Consider the following 17,743-nt stretch of genomic DNA (forward strand, 5'->3'; position numbering starts at 1 on the left):
TTTGTATTTATTGATAGAAAACCGAATTACGTCTAATCCATCACAAATTGTGCTATAAATATACCAATTCTGCTTTACTTTTTGTCCTTTGGAAATTTGTCTTATGTCTGAGAAATTATGTCCTGAAACCTCGCCGTGGGGTTGGAAAGCACTGATCATCACTTGCATTTTAAGCTTTATCTTTATGGTGATTTTTTATTTAGCCATAAATAATGAGCCTGACTATATGCCAATGAATCAAAAAAAAGCAGCGGCAGCAGCTGAAATGTCACAGTCTTCCATGACCACTGAGACAGGCAATACTGAAACACATCAGCACCACGAATGATTGAATTGGGCTAGCATACCTAAAATTTGATACCAGAAATTATAGAGTTTAAGTTCAATCCATTAATCTATGACACTTATGGTATAAGTGGCATCATCATTTCAATATGGGGAATGCCACATTCATCATACGGATCGCCTTGCGTGACAAAACCAAGTTTTTCATAAAATGAAATGGCATGAACCTGTGATGACAGTTTGAGGAATGGACGATGTTGCTGTTGTGCATAGCGAATAATATCCAACATAATCATTCGTCCAATGCCCTGCCCCCGATATTTTTGGATGACCGCCACGCGCCCAACACTATTGTTTTGCAATAGACGCGCTGTGGCTACAGGTTGATCACGATCATAAACCACAAAATGCTGTGAAATGGCATCCTGATCATCCCACTCATCCTGTTCAGGAATATTTTGTTCAACAATAAACACCAATTCCCGAATCAGTCTGGCATCTTGCTGCAATTGATCCCAATCGCCATTTTCAACGCTTAACATACCGATCTTAACACGCCTAACACTTGCAACCCAGATTTTCGACTGGCATTTGATCCTGCAACAACAATTCCAGAGATTGTTTTTCAATGCCATACATGGCTTTTAAGGCCTGAATCTGCTGCATGATGTTTGGGTCAGGCTGTTGAATATCCTTGCGTTTGGTTGCCAGAATCATCTTGTTTTTGCTGGTATGTGCCAATGCCACAAATTCAAATACCTTGGTTTCATAACCATAGGCCTTGAGCAATAAGGCCCGTAGGGTATCGGTCAGCATTTCTGCCTGCTGGCCTGCATGAATGCCAAACTGAAGCATCGGTTGCAACACTTCTGGACTCTTGAGTTGCGGCCTTAATTCTTTATGGCAACACGGCGCGCACATAATCATGGAAGCATTTAAGCGAATTCCTGTATGGATGGCAAAGTCAGTTGCAATGTCACAGGCATGCAGGGCAATCATCACGTCCAGCTTTGCAGGTTGATAACTGCGTACATCCCCCTCAAAAAAATCGAGATGATGAAATCCGACCTGATCAGCTACATTTTGGCAGAACTCCACCAGATTGGAACGAAGTTCAACACCAGTAATCAGTGGTGTTTTATGTTGTGCCAACAAATAGTCATACAAGGCAAAGGTTAAATAGCCCTTACCTGAACCAAAATCGACAATGTTCAACTCTTGCTGTGAGGCATCAATCTGTTCATAGGCATTGGAAAAGATTTCAATGAACTTATTAATCTGTTTCCACTTACGCGCCATGCTCGGAATGATCTGCCCTTTTTCATCGGTAATGCCCAGATGCATTAAAAATGAGCTGTGCTGATCAACATAACGCTGCTTTTCACGGTTATGCTGATGCTGTTCCACTTTTGCTGATGAAGCCTGTTTTTTCTGGATATTCAGCATGGCTTTCTTTTTATTTTTTTTCAGTTGAATATCCTGATTGAGTGTAAATAAATTTGCCTGTTTAGACAGGTTCAATAGCTCAGCAATTTTCTCCAGCCCCTCAGCAATTGCATAGTTTTTGGTGATGTCTTGAGTGGTGTGGTGATACAGGCAAGACAAGGTTGGCTGCCCCTGCAACTCAATCATGCGAAACGTCATCTTTTCCAGATCTGCCAGTTCACCTTTGTACTGACTAAGAACAAGTCGTTCAAAGCTTTTATTTTCAATAGATTGCTGGATATCCAAGAAAAACTGCTGTTCCTGTTCAAAAGAAAATTTCGGCGCAAACATAGTGAAAACCTGACAAATGGAAACTAAATTCTAAAGCGTCTTACTTTAAAAGGGAAATTGCATTACGATACAGTTGTATTTTTATTCAGATGAGCTATGAATGGCTTCAACCTCCCCACTCGATTATGATCCCAAAGAAGAACTCATCAATGCCTATAGTCATGGCCTGGGTGCCGTACTGGCATTGATTGCTACCATTTTTCTGATTGTGAAAGGCTATGGTTTACCTTTGGGACAATGGATCAGCTTATGGGTCTATGGGCTGAGTCTGGTGTTATTGCTCAGCAGTTCCATGCTGTATCACTTTGCTCAGGACGAACGTAAACGTTATTGGTATAAAAAACTTGATCATACTGCTATTTATTATTTAATCGCAGGGACTTACACCCCCTTTCTCAGCATTGCCATTCCAACGGCAAAGGCACACCACCTACTGATTGCTCTCTGGGTCATTGCATTGATTGGAACATTGTTTAAGCTGGTGTTTATTCACCGTTTCCAGAGAGTGTCCCTGGCAGCCTATCTGGTGATGGGCTGGTTGGCGGTTTTGGTGATGGATGACATGCAGCGCTATCTTTCCAAGGATGCAATACAGCTCCTGATTGCAGGTGGACTGGCCTATACGGTCGGCACATTGTTTTATGCTTTAAAAAATGTAAGATATACCCACACAATTTGGCATGTTTTTGTGCTATTAGGGGCAGGTTTACACTTTTTAGCGATCTATTGCTATGTATTATAAATCCATGCATCGCAGGCAGCTTGCTGGGTAAATTCCGCATTCAAAAGAAATTTCAGGACAGGTTTTACTGTTTCCTGAATAAATCACATTAAGGTTTTGTATGTCGTCAAACGCTACGACTGTCACCACTGAAGTGGCCAGTAATTCAAAGGTACGGGTATTATTTGCCAGTCTGGTCGGTACTACGATTGAGTTTTTCGACTTTTATATCTACGCCACAGCGGCAGTCCTAATTTTCCCCCATTTATTTTTTCCTGAAAGCAGTGATGGTGCTGCGGTACTCAAATCACTGGCAACCTTTGCCATCGCTTTTATTGCCCGCCCGATTGGTGCGGCGATTTTTGGACATCTGGGTGACCGAATTGGACGTAAAGCCACACTGGTTGCCGCCCTACTCACCATGGGAATTTCCACTGTCTGTATTGGTCTACTGCCGACCTATGCCCAGATTGGGATTGTTGCCCCATTGCTACTTGCCTTATGTCGTTTAGGACAAGGTTTAGGCTTGGGCGGTGAATGGAGTGGCGCGGTTCTACTTGCCACTGAAAATGCCCCAGAGGGTAAACGTGCATGGTATGGCATGTTCCCACAGCTTGGCGCACCGATTGGCTTTATTCTGGCAACAGGTTCATTCCTCCTGCTGAATGCCTTTATGTCGGAACAGGCCTTTATGACATGGGGCTGGCGGATTCCATTTATCTCCAGTGCAATTCTGGTGTTGGTCGGTTTGTATATTCGTTTAAAACTGCATGAAACCCCTGCTTTCCAGAAAGTGTTGAATAAGCAGAAAGAGATCAATGTCCCTTTCAAGGAAGTTATGACCAAGCATTTCCCCATGTTGGTACTGGGCACCATTGCCGCAATCTGTACATTTGTGGTGTTCTATCTCACCACCGTGTTTGCGTTGAACTGGGGAACCTCCAAGCTGGGTTATGCACGCGGTGATTTTCTTGGCTTGCAGTTGATCGCCACGCTATGCTTTGCAGCATTTATTCCGCTGTCTGCGATTTTTGCAGAGAAGTTTGGCCGCAAAAATACCTCGATTGCTGTCTGCGTACTTTCAGCACTGTTCGGATTATGCTTTGCGCCACTACTGGGTTCAGGCAACCCAATACTGGTGTTCCTGTTCCTCTGTATTGGCCTTTCCATCATGGGATTGACTTATGGCCCGATTGGCACGGTACTTTCTGAAATTTTCCCAACCTCAGTGCGCTATACAGGTTCAGCTTTGACATTCAATTTGGCAGGTATTTTTGGTGCGTCTTTTGCGCCTTATATCGCCACCAAACTAGCGGAAAATTATGGTCTTGGTGCTGTTGGTTTATATCTAAGTTTGGCATCCATTCTCTCTTTAATCGCGTTTTTACTGATTCGTGAAACCAAGCATGATGATGTAAATAACCAGATTTAAACCTCATTTTCCAGATGATCCAAAAATAAAAAAACCTGGATCATCTGGAATACCATTTATCGGGCAATACCCAAGCCCTCCCCGTTAAATAGATCACAACATTTTCCAAAATATTTTTTATGGTAAAATTACCGCTTCCATTTTTTTAGACGATTGTGTTATGTACGCAGTGATTATCGTTGCCGTATTTTTGCTCAGCTTCTTATATACCTATTATCGTGGTAAAGAACGCTTAAAAGCCTCTAGACAATTATTTGATCATTCCACGTTTTTGGCACCCGTCAATATGTTTATGACTGGCTTCTCAAAGCTCCCAAATCAACCATTCTTTGATGTGGCACAGTTCCCAGAGCTCAAGCCATTGCAGGATAACTGGCAGGTGATTCGTGAGGAAGCCATTCAACTCCAAAGCCAGATTAAGGCGGCGGAAAAAAATAATGATGCGGGTTTTAACACATTCTTTAAACGTGGCTGGAAACGTTTCTACTTAAAATGGTATCAGGACAGCCACCCATCGGCGCAGCAACTTTGTCCTAAAACAGTGGCATTACTGGAAAGTATTCCCTCTGTCAAAGCTGCCATGTTTACTGAGCTACCATCAGGAAGTTATTTAGGCAAACACCGCGACCCTTATGCAGGTTCAGTTCGTTATCATTTAGGTTTAGTCACACCAAATAGCGATGATTGCTTCATTGAGGTCGATCAGCAACGTTATAGCTGGAGAGATGGTGAAGCCACCGTTTTTGATGAAACCTATGTGCATTGGGCGCATAACCAGACTGATCAAACCCGTATTATCCTGTTCTGTGACATCGAACGTCCGATGAAATGGGGCTGGGCACAACGTTTCAACCACTGGTTTGGACGCAATGTCATGTCTGCGGCAAGCTCGCCCAATGATGATCAGGACAAGACTGGCTTTATCAACCGCATCTTTAAATACGGCTATGCGGTACACCATTATGGTCGTGGCTTAAAGCAACGTAACCGTCGTCTATACTATGTATCTAAATGGCTGCTGTTTGGCATGATTATCGGGCTCATCTTGCTGCCAAGCTTTTTATAATAAAGTTTCAACTAATAAAAAAGAGATGTCATCGCATCTCTTTTTTATTGCAAAATCAATCGTTATTGATTTGTTTGAGCTGTTTGGGCACTGGTGGTTTGCGCTGCCATATCTGCCGCCTGAACAGCTGCCTCACCAATTAGGGCAATCTTGGCTTTTTCCTGACTCTTGGCAGACAAAGCAGGATTTGATGCCACGATGCGGTTGATATTGGCAGAGTTTGCAGGCGCAATCGCCGCAGTTTGTAAAACGATTGGACGATTGCCTGTATCACCCAAGGTATAACGAATTCCTGTGCGTGGGCTGATAATGGTGGTGACATCACGCTTTACCTGTGCCTCTGCTGTGGTGTTGCCCTGTGCGGCAAGTACCTTGTCCACAGTGGTTGTTTGTGGTGCATCTGCCGCAACTGCAAAACCAGACACTGCCACACTTGCCAAAATCAAAAATTTTAATGTTTTTTTCATTGCTTTCCCGCTTTTCATACACATTCAATCAAGAATATTAATCCCAATAATCTAACTATAAAGCCAGTTGTGACTCAAGTTACTTCTCGTAAAAAAAGCAGGACTTAAGTCCTGCTCTTCATAACAGCTAAAAATCAGCCTAAAACTAGATTTTACCGTGACATTGCTTATATTTTAAACCAGAACCACATGGACATGGTGCGTTACGGCTTTCTGGAACTTCGAACTGGGCATTTGCCAATGAACGGTCTGGTTCTTCAGAAATGGTCACTTCACCTGTTAAGCCATCAACATCATCATGTTCAAAAGAAAGACGCATTGATTCGGCCTGACGTTGCTGTTGAGCCTCTAACTCAGCCAGTTCTTCAGCGGTCGGAACATGGACACGGGATAAATCCGTCACCACGTCAGACTTGATAATAGCCAGCATATTCACAAACAGGTTGAATGCCTCTTTCTTGTATTCCTGTTCAGGGTTTTTCTGTGCATAGCCACGTAAATGGATACCCTGACGCAAGTAGTCCATCGCCGCCAGGTGATCTTTCCAGTGACGATCCAGTGAGTTCAGCATAAAGTGACGCTCAAGCATCGCCGCCGACTCATCACCCATCTGTTCACGGCGCTGACGGTAACGGCTGATCACCTCATCAGAGATACGCTCAATCAACCCCTCTTCATCCAGACGACGGTCTTGGTCCAGCCACTGCTGAACAGGAAGCTCAATGCCTAAATCGGTACGCAGGGCATTTTCCAGACCAGCTATGTCCCACTGGTCATGAATTGACTCTGGTGGAATAAAGTTCGCAATCACGCCTTTCACCACTTCATGGTGCATTTCCTCAATGTAGGCCTGTAGTGTGCTTTCCGCCAGAATCTCATCACGCTGCGAATAGATAATCTTACGCTGTTCATTATTGACATCATCATACTTCAACAGGTTCTTACGAATATCGAAGTTACGTGCCTCAACCTTGCGCTGTGCATTTTCAATGGAACGGCTCACCATCTTGTGCTCAATGGCTTCATTTTCCTGTAAGCCCATTGCACGCATCATCGCCACCACACGATCACCCGCGAAGATACGCATCAGGTCATCTTCAAGCGACAGATAGAAACGCGACACACCAGGGTCACCCTGACGGCCCGCACGACCACGTAGCTGGTTATCAATACGGCGTGATTCATGACGTTCAGAACCAATGATGTGCAGACCACCCGATGCCAGAACATCTTCATGGTCTTTTTCCCACTGTGCCTGCAAACGTGCTTCATCTTCAGGGGTTGGGTTTTCAATTTTCGCCAGCTTGGCTTTCCAGTTACCGCCGAGCAAGATATCCGTACCACGACCCGCCATGTTGGTGGCAATGGTCACCGCATTTGGACTACCCGCCTGTGCAATAATATCTGCTTCACGTTCGTGCTGTTTGGCGTTCAATACTTCATGGTGAATCCCAGCCTGCAACAGTTTGGCAGACAGGATTTCACTGGCCTCAATGGTGGCTGTACCAATCAGGATTGGCGCAACACCCTGCTGACGGATATTGGTGATTTCCTCAATAATGGCACTGTATTTACCATTACGGTTTAAATAAATCAGGTCATTGTGGTCCTGGCGCACCATTGGACGGTGTGTTGGAATAATCACCACATCCAGACCATAGATTTCTTTCATTTCCGCTGCTTCAGTATCGGCAGTACCCGTCATCCCTGAAAGCTTTTTATACAGACGGAAATAGTTCTGGAATGTTGTGGTTGCCAGCGTCTGGTTCTCAGGCTGGATTTCCATGTTCTCTTTGGCTTCAACTGCTTGGTGCAAACCCTCAGACCAACGACGGCCAGGCATGGTACGGCCCGTGCTCTCATCCACAATGATGACTTCTTCTTTTTGTGACTGTGGATTAATGCCAATGATGTAATGCACATTCTTTTGATAAAGGTAATGTGCACGAATCGCCGCAGTCACATGGTGCACCAGATTCAGGTTGGCTGCTGAATACAGGCTTTCACCTTCAGCCAGCAGCCCCATACGAATCAATTCCTGTTCAACGGTTTCATAACCGATTTCAGTCATTTCAACTGAACGCTGTTTTTCATCAACCCAGAAATGTCCGCCATCAGCCACTTTTTCTTCTTTCTGTGGACGTAGTTGCGGAGGAATACTGTTGATCAACTGGTACAGATGGGAAGAGTCTTCACTCTGCCCTGAAATGATCAACGGCGTACGTGCCTCATCAATCAGGATTGAATCCACTTCGTCAATGATGGCATAGCTGAGACCACGTTGTTTTTTCTCCTGAAGAGAAAACACCATGTTGTCACGAAGATAGTCAAAACCAAATTCGTTGTTGGTCCCGTAGGTAATGTCTGAATTATAGGCCTGCGCCTTTTCGGCAGGCATTTGCATGGAGTAAATTACCCCAATGCTTAAACCTAAAAATTCGAATAAAGGACGGTTTAACTCAGCATCACGTTGTGCCAAGTAGTCGTTCACGGTAATGACGTGAACACCCTGACCACTCAAGGCATTGAGGTAACAGGCCAGTGTACCCATCAGGGTTTTACCTTCACCTGTACGCATTTCGGCAATCTTGCCTTCGTGCAGGGTGATACCACCAATCAACTGCACATCATAATGGCGCATGCCCATGACACGCTTTGCCGCCTCACGGCACACCGCAAAGGCTTCAGGCAATAATTTATCTAAACTTTCACCGTTCTGAAAACGTTGTTTGAATTCTGGAGTTTTTGCAGAGAGGTCTGCATCGCTAAGAGCAGATATCGTCGGTTCCAGCGCATTGATTTGTTCAACAATTTTGCGCATGCGTTTGAGCTCACGCTCATTTTTTGTACCGAAGATACCTCCGATCAGACTTGCCAACATGAATAAACTCTCTAATCCTGTTTGTTATAGGGTTTGTCGTAAAGATCAACAAACTCTAGGTCGGTTAATTTTTTCTTGGTTGTTATTATGGAGCCAGAAATAAGAACTACAAGTGCTTTGCATCCAAACAGGTAAAAAAATCTGCGAGGCGATTCTGACAGGCATAACCAAAGAGCGTTAATGTAGCAAATTTGCATTTAAGTTACATCGATTTGCCTATGAAATTCTGATCATTTTTTATCCTCAACACCTCACCTATATATAAAAAACTTATAAACAAATAAAAAAACAATGATTTGATTCATATATAAATTGGCGCATAGTAAGAAGACACAGCATCAGATAAGCAGAATGAGGAGACCAAGAATGAGCTTACGTTTAGGTGATATAGCCCCAAATTTCCAACAAGAATCAAGCGAGGGCATTATTGATTTTTATGAGTTTCTAGGGGATGGCTGGGGAATCCTGTTTTCACACCCAGCAGACTACACACCTGTCTGTACTACTGAATTAGGTTATACCGCCAAGCTGAAAGATGAGTTTGCAAAACGTGGCGTCAGGGCAATTGCACTGTCTGTGGATGATGTTGAATCACATAAGGGCTGGATTCAGGACATTAACGAGACCCAGAACACTACAGTGAATTTCCCGATTATTGCAGATAAAGACCGCAAGGTGTCTGAGCTTTATGGTTTTATCCATCCAAATGCCAGCGAAACCTTAACGGTACGTTCCCTGGTGATTATTGACCCGAACAAGAAAGTTCGCCTGATCATCACCTACCCTGCCTCAACAGGTCGCAACTTTAATGAAGTGTTGCGTGTGGTGGATTCACTGCAACTGACTGACAAGCATAAAGTGGCAACACCTGCCAATTGGCAACAGGGTGAGGATGTGGTGATTGTGCCATCCCTGAAAGATGAAGAGGAAATCAAGCAACGCTTTCCTAAAGGTTATACAGCAGTGAAACCTTATTTAAGACTGACACCACAGCCTGAGTAGGGTGGGATGGCAATCCCACCGTTTGATGAGGTACTATTTTTAAATCTCATGATTTCTTTATCGGGACGATTACCATCGTCCCCTACTTGGTATTTTCCAATCAATAGGCTATAAGAATAATTCAACTCCAAACACAACAAAAATCACCATGATCTACAATATCCATCATCTCACTTGTGGCAGCTTCTGCCCTGTTTGCGCCCCTATGTTTGGACAAAAAGGCTGGAAAGCCCATTTAGTCTGCCACTGTCTACTGGTTGAGACTGATCGGGGGCTGGTCCTGATTGATACAGGTTTGGGTACACAAGATTATTTACATACTCAACAACGTCTAGGCTCATTGCTGACCAAATTCGGCGCGATTGTGCCCGATATTCATTTGAGTGCTTTCCACCAGATTCAACGGCTTGGTTATAGTCTGGATGATGTAAAACACATTTTTGTTTCACATCTTGACTTTGACCATGCAGGCGGAATTTCGGATTTTCCAAATGCAACCGTGCATGTATTGGCCTCTGAATTTAATGCCACTCAATCTTTATCACTCAAAGGGAAAAATCGTTACAAAACAGAACAGTTTAAATATCACCGTTACTGGAACTTTGCTGAACAGGCTGATGGTGAAGCATGGTTTAATCTGCAAAAAGTCAAGGGATTACCTTTATTTCAGGATGAAATCCTGATGGTTCCCCTGATCGGTCATACGCTTGGACATAGTGCGATTGCAGTCAAAAAACAGGATGGCTGGATTTTATTCTGTGGAGATGCCTATTTTTCCCATTTGGAACTCAACCCTAAAAACAGGTTAAGAGCATTGGACTTTACAGAACGATTACTGGCTGAGGATAACCAACAACGTTTACACAATCTGAAGCACTTACAATATCTGGCTCAACATGAACCGAGTATTGAGTTAATTTGTGCACATGACCCAGTTGAATTCAATCGTTACCAATAATATGCATAAGATACTGATTACTATTACTTTCATATCATCCCTAAGCTTAGGTGGTTGTATGAAACATTCAAGTCTGGAGGAGCATCAAAGGCCCCAGCATTGGGGAGCACTGATTTCAGATACACATAATTTTTACCAGATCAGTCCTGATGTTTTTCGCAGTGAACAACCCAGCAACCAGTTAATCCCTTTCCTGAAAAAACATCAAATTGGCACTGTCCTCAACCTGCGCGCAAGAAATGAAGATGCCAAAGTTTTAAGAGATCAGCCTTTTAATCTGGTACACATTCCAATCAATACATGGTCAATTGATCGAAATGACTTGTTAGAAGCAATGCGTGTTATTCAAACTGCTAAACAACAAAACCAGAAAATCTTAGTGCATTGCTATCATGGTTCTGACCGCACAGGCGCGACCATTGCCATGTATCGAATTATTTTTGAGCATTGGGCAATTGAAGATGCGGTTAAAGAAATGAAACAAGGAGGATACGGCTATCATATCATTTGGAAAAATATTGACCATCTTTTCACCCCTGAAAATGTAAAATGGATTCAACAACAACATTCAAATCCAGCACCTATTTAGATTGCGAGATGCACTTTAGATTAAATCCAATTTTTAGAGAGATAGATGTTGGGGGTGTAAGATTTGTTTCTTTAATTTTGGATTTTATGCATTTTTTATTGGGCTTTAAAAAACCTAATTTTATAAGTTGAATGGTAAGCTAAGAAATACGAACTAACTTGAAGAATTGGCAAAAACAGAGTTACTAAGTAATAGTTTAAAAACTTCAGAATCACCACCATCGCTATCCGTGACCAATAAAAATACCTCACCATCAGATGTCGACTCTAGCCATGTAATTCCTTCTACTTTAATAGCAAGTGTTTGTTCTTTCGAATCCTGAATCAAATGTGTATATAAAATTTTACCCTCTGGTGAGAAAATTAAATTGACATCCTCCCCGACCTAAAGGACGGGGATTCCTCCTGCGAGACGCTCATGTCCGAGCGCAAGAATATTCAGTGCGGAATTTACATCCCGATCATGGAGCGTACCGCACTCCATACACTGCCATTCTCTTATTCCAAGACCTGTCCTACCTTTCGGACTACTACAGCGTGAGCCACAGCACGAACACGTTTGGGTGGTATACGCTTCATTGACTTCTTCATACCATACCCCTGCGTTCTCGCATTTATACTTGAGCATGGTTCTTAGTGTTGTCCAACTTGCATCTAGCACTGATTTAGCTAATTTAGTTTGTGCGAGTGCTTTGGCATTCACATTGCCAATGAAGATTGCTGCATGTTCATTCACCAGTTTATGGCTGAATTGATGCAGCATGTTTTGACGTATATTTTTAATCTTGGCGTGAATCGCTTTGACGCGTTTCTTATTTCTAGCTCGTTGGGCTATGCCAAGTTTTTGTTCGTATTGTCGATAGATTTTAGAAGCTTTGAGCTTTACTCCATCTGAACAAGTGGCTAAATCCTTTAAACCCAAGTCTATGCCAATTGAGGTTTTAGCGCTGGTTTTCTCTGTTTTAATTGAATCAACTACAAGACAGACATACCAACGCCCACGACTATCCTCTACAAACGAGCCTGTTTTAACATTGTATTTGCTTAGTCCGTAGCTGTCCCATAGTTTGAATTGATGCTTGCCGTATTGAACATATCCATCAGCATATTTGATTGCAACTTTTTTGAATGGTATCCAGCCCAATGAACGCCTAGCTGATTTTTTATTGCTGACTCGCCATTTCAGTTTTGCTTTTTTGAATTGCTTGCGTCTTGTCACTAATTCTTCTGTGACCGCCTGAATCGTTTGGCTATGCAAATTACATTCTTTCGATGTGCCTTTTGTGTATTTAGCAATATCGTATGCTGAAAAGAATTGTTGTTTGCGTTGTAGATGCTTGAAACACAAATCATTGACATAATTCCAAACAAAGTTTACCTCCAACGCTAGTTGGTCTAGCATCTTGCAATGTTTGTCTTTTATTCGTAATTTGAGTGTCTTCATACAATTATTTTAACCGTATTTTTCTTAATAGTGATTATAGCAAAAGTATTTAAAACGACATTTCATGTCGTATGGCTTACGCCAGTCGCTTATATCGTCGGGCTAAACCCCGAGGTTTTACGCTCCAATGGATAAAACTGCCTAGCACTGCGCCATCATCATAAGTATTTAATGTTTGCTCAACCGCAGCGGTGGCGATAATTAGATTTTTCTCCACCAGAAAATAAGCATCAGAAATACCACTTGCTGCCCCTTCAAGCTCTGGTAATGTCAGATTAAATGAATTTTTCAGCGAACTTTCTAATGATTTTCCATTTTGAAGTTTTATTAAATCAAAGACTAAAACACCATGAAAACGATTAATATTGCCACGTTGAAAGATGTATAAATTGTTTTGATCTGAACAAACTGCTTCTATATTGAGATCAGCGCCACCAGTCAACGCCAAACAATGTTCTAAAAAATCATAATCCGAGGTATCAAGTAAAACATGAACCTGATTATTAACTGGATTATACAATAATGCTTTTTTTCGATTTTCTGTAGAACCTGAACCCATCACTAGTAACTGAGGTTGTCCATCGAAGCGAATACAGCTAAGCGCTTCAAAGTCTGGTTTAGTTTTTTTACTAAACATCCTCAGAGTCGTATATTCAGAATGTTCAAATAATGGAATTTTTTCAAAATTAGTCGCACGATTGATGTTATTTTTTCGATCGGTTTTGAGTAAGTACCCCACATCATCTCCAACCAAGTAGAGATCATCTCCCACACAAGCCGCGCCAGAAAGCGCACTAACACTCGAATCCTCTGAAAATATAAAGTGTTCTAATATCTTAAAGCCGCTACTCATATTGTACTCACTGCCCGCAGAAATAGAACACTTGTAACAAGGTCAAAACCAGACGCTTTCCAGCTTTGATCTAGTCGTTTATCTTTTGTTATCGCTGATCAAGTGGAACCCAGTCAATCACCCAAGCGGACTTCATGCCCAGACTCTCATCTGAGGTAATTCTCTTACGTGCGGCATCAGCAGTCTCACGATCTTTGGATGGCCCCACCATAATCCGAATTCCCTTGGAAGTCGGGCTGGTGGTGACTTTATAACCTTTGGCGCGCAACTTGGACACCACTGTATCGGCGTTGGCCTGATTTGCCGCCAGCGCCACCTGTACCATCCAGTTTTTGTCACCATTTTCCAGAAGCTGACGGGCTTTTTCAGCCTCAGCCTTTTTCTTGGCATCTTCCTCAGTTTTACGTTTCTTTTCTTCAGCCGCTGCTTTCTTGTCGGCTTCAGCCTTGCGCTTGTCTTCCTCAGCTTTTTTATCCGCTTCAGCCTTGCGTTTTTCTCCAGCCGCTTTCTTCTCTGCTTCAGCTTTACGTTTCTTTTCTTCGACCGCTTTCTTGTCGGCCTCAGCCTTACGCTTGTCTTCCTCAGCTTTCTTATCTGCTTCCGCCTTACGCTTGTCTTCAGCTAGCTTCTTTTCAGCGTCAGTTTTCTGCTGCTCTACTTTCTGCTGTTCGGCTTTCTTCTTTTCTTCCAGCTTACGTTTTTCTTCAGCATGTCGTTGAGCCTTAGCCTGCTCGTCCTCAACCAGTTCTGGTGGAATATTATCTGAACTTTCCTGCGCCGCAGTTCTACGGGCATTGATTGCAGCGTACTCTTCAGCAGCTTTACGTGCAGCCGCAGCCTCAGCCTCCTGCTGCATTTTCAGGAACTCGGCAGCACGGGCCTCCTGTTCAGCAACCGCCTTTTCACGTGCACGTTTCTGTTCATCCAGCAAACGTTTTTCGGTTTCAACATCCACGGCCAGAGGCTGCAAGGAGACCATCTCCCCCTCCTGCGCTGGCTGGGCTATTTTAGGCTGGGTTTCGGTTTTGGGAATAGGGTGAGTAACTGTAGTCTGGGTCTTATCCTGCTCTATTTCTTCATTACCCTTGAAAAGTAATGCTGCCAACAAAACACCCCCTCCAAGTAGAACAACGCCACCCATCCAGCGTTGCTTGTTATTCATTGACATTGTTCTAAATACTCCCAGATCGCTTCCAAGGTATGAAACGAACCACAGACTAAAATTAGCTGATTGTTATGACATTGTTTCAGCACAGTTTCAAATGCTTGCTGGATACTGCCAAACTCATGGACCTGCTGGCCCTGCAATGCCTCATGCAACTGTCGCATTGCTGCGGCCCTCGGCACATCTAAAGTAGCAATAAACCAGTCTTTTACTGTTGTTTTTAGTAAATCGGTGACAGACGCGATGTCCTTATCTGCCAGCATCGAAAATACTGCGACCACTTCTGTGTACTGTTTATTGTATTTTAAAAATTTTCGCAACTGATTCAATAAAAATTCGACACCGTGTGGGTTATGTCCTGCATCAAAAATAACGGTTTTATCCTGTATTTGGCGAATTTCAAAACGCCCCTGCAAACGTGCCTGCTGAATACCTGTTGCAATGGCCTGCTGTGAAATTTCAATCCCACTCACCAGTACCGCGGCCACGGCAGTGGAGATGTTGTCCAAGGCCAACTGTCCCACGGGAAGCTTTAAGGTTGCGCCAGACGATGCAAATGACCAGCTCTGTCCATCATTATTCAGTTGATAGAAATAATCCCGATTCAGTGTATACAGGCTGGCGTTTGTCTCATCCACCTTATGTTGAATGGCCTGTGGAAGTTGCTGTTGCCCTGCAAAAACAACGGGAATGTCTGGACGGATAATACCCGCCTTTTCAAAGGCAATTTTTTCAATGGTATCACCCAGCCAGTCCACATGATCCAGGCCAATATTGGTGATCACCGCTATATCAGGGTCAATCACGTTGACCACATCAAGGCGACCACCCAGCCCAACCTCAAGCACCCAGACATCACATTGCTGCTGCTTAAAAATAACAAAGGCCGCCAATGTGGTGGCTTCAAAGAAAGAAAGACTTAGACCACACTCACGACGCGCCTGATCAACACACACAAAGGCATCAACCAAACTCTGGTCATCCACCTCATGACCCGCCAGCTTTACCCGTTCATTAAAACGATAAATATGGGGTGACTGATATAGCCCAACCTTGTAACCCTGTGCGTTTAGAATCGTCGCCAATGTGGTTGTGGTTGAGCCTTTACCATTGGTGCCCGCAACTGTAAACACCTTGGCTTTTGGCTGCATCACGCCCAGCCTTTCAGCAACGGGAATCACCCGCTCCAGCCCTAAATCAATGCCTGTAACATGAACATGGCCCCAATAATCGAGCCATGTTGTGAGTGTATCTGTTGAATGGGGAGCGTCTAGTTTCAAGGTAAGTTCATCAGTTTAGCCACTAGTCTATATACAGTATCACGTAACGCATGACGATGAACAATCTGATCGACCACACCATGATCAAGCAGATATTCCGCACGCTGGAATGGCTCTTCCAGTTTTTCACGTACCGTTTGCTCAATCACCCGTTTACCCGCGAAACCAATCATGGCTTTCGGTTCAGCCAGATGAACATCCCCCAGCATTGCCAAGGAAGCGGTTACACCCCCATAAACTGGATGGGTCAATACCACCAGATAAGGCACACGTGCTTCTTTCATTTTCTGGATTGCCGCAGAAGTACGTGCCATTTGCATCAGAGACAGCATGCCTTCCTGCATACGTGCGCCGCCTGAAGCCGCAAAACACACCAAAGGCTGGTGTAGCTGGATTGCCCGTTCAGCTGCCTGTACAAAGCGGTCACCGACCACAGTACCCATTGAACCGCCCATGAAATCAAACTCAAAGGCGCATGCCACCAAATCCAAGCCTTTGAGCGAGCCCTGCATCACCACCAGTGCTTCTGATTCACCTGTTTTATCCTGCGCCTCCCGCATACGTTCTGGATAAGGCTTGCTATCCACAAACTTTAGCGGGTCTTTGGCACTAAATTCCTGACCCAGTTCTGAGTTGACCTGATCAAAGAACCAGGTCAGGCGATCACGTGCTTTCATACGCAAATGTTCATCGCATTGCGGACACACATAGGCGTTGAATGACATGGCTGTACGCGTCACCAAGGCATGACATTCAGGACATTCAATGGTTGGCTCGGTAAAAGTTGACTTAAAGGTCTGCTGTTCATCCGCAACCTGAATCCCTGGCACTTGACGTTCTGTCCAGGGTGTTGTGGGACCAAGCACTTTCCCTGTTGCTGATTCTGGACTCAATCGTTCTTGACTCATACTAACTCATCGAGCGCGGCTCGAAGCTCCTTCACTTTATTCACCGTCTGTTGCACAGCCTCATCCGCTGGCAATGTCGCAAAAGATTTAACGAAAGCACTTCCCACAATCACGGCATCGGCAACCTGTCCCATCGCTTTTGCAGACGCTGCATCACTGATTCCGAAACCGACACCGACTGGCACACTGGTCTTAGACTTGATTTTTGCAATACGTGCTGCTGCTTCAGCAGTATCCAGTGTTGCCGCACCTGTCACGCCTTTAAGTGACACGTAGTAAACAAAGCCACTTGCCTGATTGACCACATGCTGAATACGCTGATCAGTTGAGGTTGGCGCAAGCAGGAAAATCTGATCCATTCCATTTTTTTTAAGAACTTCACCTAATTGCTGAGATGCTTCAGGTGGTAAGTCCACCAGAAGCACGCCATCCACACCACAGTCTTTGGCATAGGCAACGAACTTTTCATAGCCAATCACCTCAACGGGGTTTAAATATCCCATCAATACCACTGGTGTGGTTTGATCCTGCTCACGAAAGGCCTTGACCATATCCAGTGCATTAAGGGTATTGGTTCCACCTGCCAGAGCACGCTCAGCAGCTAAGGCAATTACAGGGCCATCCGCCATTGGGTCTGAGAACGGCAGCCCCAGCTCAATGACATCAACACCCGCCTCAACCATCTGGTGCAGCAATGGAACAGTGACTTGTGGATGCGGGTCACCTGCCATAACATAAGAAACAAGCGCTTTACGTTGCTGAGATTTAAGCTGTTCAAAACGAGTGGCAAGACGTGACATGGGATTATGCTTTCCTTGATTTATATAAATTGAGGAGTTGTTTGTAGTCATACAGAAACACTGCATTGTACCGCTATTTTTTGTTCATTGAACAGGGTTTGGCGCGATTCAACAGCG

17 protein-coding genes and 1 pseudogene are annotated in these 17,743 nt (G+C 44.0%); 7 read left to right on the top strand and 11 right to left on the bottom strand.

Translation table 11 applies throughout. The features are described from left to right. The first annotated feature begins 103 nt into the window (after nt 1–103). Nucleotides 104–328 carry a hypothetical protein gene (locus F967_RS11260; protein ID WP_004683067.1) on the top strand — a complete coding sequence of 75 codons (225 nt, stop codon included), beginning with the start codon at nt 104–106 and terminating at the stop codon, nt 326–328. A 76-nt stretch (nt 329–404) separates the two neighbouring features. Here the strand turns inward: F967_RS11260 and F967_RS11265 are convergent, their stop codons facing one another. Together F967_RS11265 and F967_RS11270 are read right to left on the bottom strand one after the other, a co-directional pair. Then, the gene (locus F967_RS11265) at nt 405–827 is read right to left on the bottom strand and encodes a GNAT family N-acetyltransferase (protein ID WP_004799955.1); all 423 of its coding nucleotides are present in this window, start codon (nt 825–827) and stop codon (nt 405–407) included. Nucleotides 828–843: 16 nt separating this feature from the next. After that, on the bottom strand, nt 844–2,061 hold the full coding sequence (locus F967_RS11270; protein WP_004799956.1) for a class I SAM-dependent methyltransferase: 1,218 nt from the start codon (nt 2,059–2,061) through the stop codon (nt 844–846). Nucleotides 2,062–2,161: 100 nt separating this feature from the next. Between F967_RS11270 and trhA the strand changes: the two genes are divergently transcribed. The 3 genes from trhA to lpxO all read left to right on the top strand — a co-directional run bounded on the left by trhA (nt 2,162) and on the right by lpxO (nt 5,280). Further along, nucleotides 2,162–2,803 carry a PAQR family membrane homeostasis protein TrhA gene (gene trhA / locus F967_RS11275; RefSeq protein WP_004799957.1) on the top strand — a complete coding sequence of 214 codons (642 nt, stop codon included), beginning with the start codon at nt 2,162–2,164 and terminating at the stop codon, nt 2,801–2,803. Between the two features lie 100 nt (nt 2,804–2,903). Then, complete coding sequence (locus F967_RS11280) at nt 2,904–4,214, top strand: MFS transporter (RefSeq protein WP_004799959.1); 1,311 nt, start codon at nt 2,904–2,906, stop codon at nt 4,212–4,214. A 160-nt stretch (nt 4,215–4,374) separates the two neighbouring features. Then, nucleotides 4,375–5,280, top strand: a complete 906-nt coding sequence (gene lpxO, locus F967_RS11285) for a lipid A hydroxylase LpxO (RefSeq protein WP_004683077.1) — start codon at nt 4,375–4,377, stop codon at nt 5,278–5,280. A 62-nt stretch (nt 5,281–5,342) separates the two neighbouring features. Here lpxO and F967_RS11290 read toward each other — a convergent pair whose 3' ends face one another. Beyond that, on the bottom strand, nt 5,343–5,747 hold the full coding sequence (locus F967_RS11290) for a hypothetical protein (RefSeq protein ID WP_004799960.1): 405 nt from the start codon (nt 5,745–5,747) through the stop codon (nt 5,343–5,345). A 145-nt stretch (nt 5,748–5,892) separates the two neighbouring features. Next, on the bottom strand, nt 5,893–8,628 hold the full coding sequence (gene secA / locus F967_RS11295) for a preprotein translocase subunit SecA (RefSeq protein ID WP_004799961.1): 2,736 nt from the start codon (nt 8,626–8,628) through the stop codon (nt 5,893–5,895). 366 nt (nt 8,629–8,994) lie between these two features. Here secA and F967_RS11300 point away from each other — a divergent pair, with 366 nt between their 5' ends. The 3 genes from F967_RS11300 (at nt 8,995) to F967_RS11310 (ending at nt 11,177) form a co-directional block, all read left to right on the top strand. After that, nucleotides 8,995–9,630 carry a peroxiredoxin gene (locus tag F967_RS11300; protein ID WP_004799962.1) on the top strand — a complete coding sequence of 212 codons (636 nt, stop codon included), beginning with the start codon at nt 8,995–8,997 and terminating at the stop codon, nt 9,628–9,630. Nucleotides 9,631–9,778: 148 nt separating this feature from the next. After that, entirely contained in the window at nt 9,779–10,588 is an 810-nt protein-coding gene (locus F967_RS11305) for an MBL fold metallo-hydrolase (protein ID WP_004799963.1), read from the top strand. Between the two features lies 1 nt (nt 10,589). After that, complete coding sequence (locus F967_RS11310; RefSeq protein WP_171063113.1) at nt 10,590–11,177, top strand: dual specificity protein phosphatase family protein; 588 nt, start codon at nt 10,590–10,592, stop codon at nt 11,175–11,177. Nucleotides 11,178–11,330: 153 nt separating this feature from the next. Here the strand turns inward: F967_RS11310 and F967_RS14570 are convergent. From F967_RS14570 to trpA, 7 genes and pseudogenes are all read right to left on the bottom strand, one after another. Then, nucleotides 11,331–11,543: pseudogene (locus tag F967_RS14570) on the bottom strand (DUF6929 family protein); the annotation flags it as partial. Between the two features lie 18 nt (nt 11,544–11,561). Beyond that, on the bottom strand, nt 11,562–12,620 hold the full coding sequence (locus F967_RS11315; RefSeq protein ID WP_034431146.1) for an RNA-guided endonuclease InsQ/TnpB family protein: 1,059 nt from the start codon (nt 12,618–12,620) through the stop codon (nt 11,562–11,564). A 76-nt stretch (nt 12,621–12,696) separates the two neighbouring features. Then, on the bottom strand, nt 12,697–13,473 hold the full coding sequence (locus F967_RS11320; protein WP_004799970.1) for a DUF6929 family protein: 777 nt from the start codon (nt 13,471–13,473) through the stop codon (nt 12,697–12,699). A gap of 88 nt (nt 13,474–13,561) precedes the next feature. Beyond that, nucleotides 13,562–14,641 carry an SPOR domain-containing protein gene (locus F967_RS11325; RefSeq protein ID WP_004799972.1) on the bottom strand — a complete coding sequence of 360 codons (1,080 nt, stop codon included), beginning with the start codon at nt 14,639–14,641 and terminating at the stop codon, nt 13,562–13,564. Beyond that, complete coding sequence (folC, locus tag F967_RS11330) at nt 14,632–15,918, bottom strand: bifunctional tetrahydrofolate synthase/dihydrofolate synthase (protein WP_004757223.1); 1,287 nt, start codon at nt 15,916–15,918, stop codon at nt 14,632–14,634. Before folC ends, F967_RS11325 begins: the two co-directional genes overlap by 10 nt. Beyond that, entirely contained in the window at nt 15,915–16,826 is a 912-nt protein-coding gene (gene accD, locus F967_RS11335) for an acetyl-CoA carboxylase, carboxyltransferase subunit beta (protein WP_004762017.1), read from the bottom strand. Before accD ends, folC begins: the two co-directional genes overlap by 4 nt. After that, nucleotides 16,823–17,626, bottom strand: coding sequence for a tryptophan synthase subunit alpha (gene trpA, locus F967_RS11340; RefSeq protein WP_004762020.1), 804 nt, complete (start codon nt 17,624–17,626; stop codon nt 16,823–16,825). The genes accD and trpA overlap by 4 nt, the downstream gene beginning before the upstream one ends. Nucleotides 17,627–17,743 lie beyond the last annotated feature (117 nt).

Source organism: Acinetobacter sp. CIP 102637 (assembly GCF_000368425.1).
Classification (GTDB): Bacteria; Pseudomonadota; Gammaproteobacteria; order Pseudomonadales; family Moraxellaceae; genus Acinetobacter; species Acinetobacter parvus.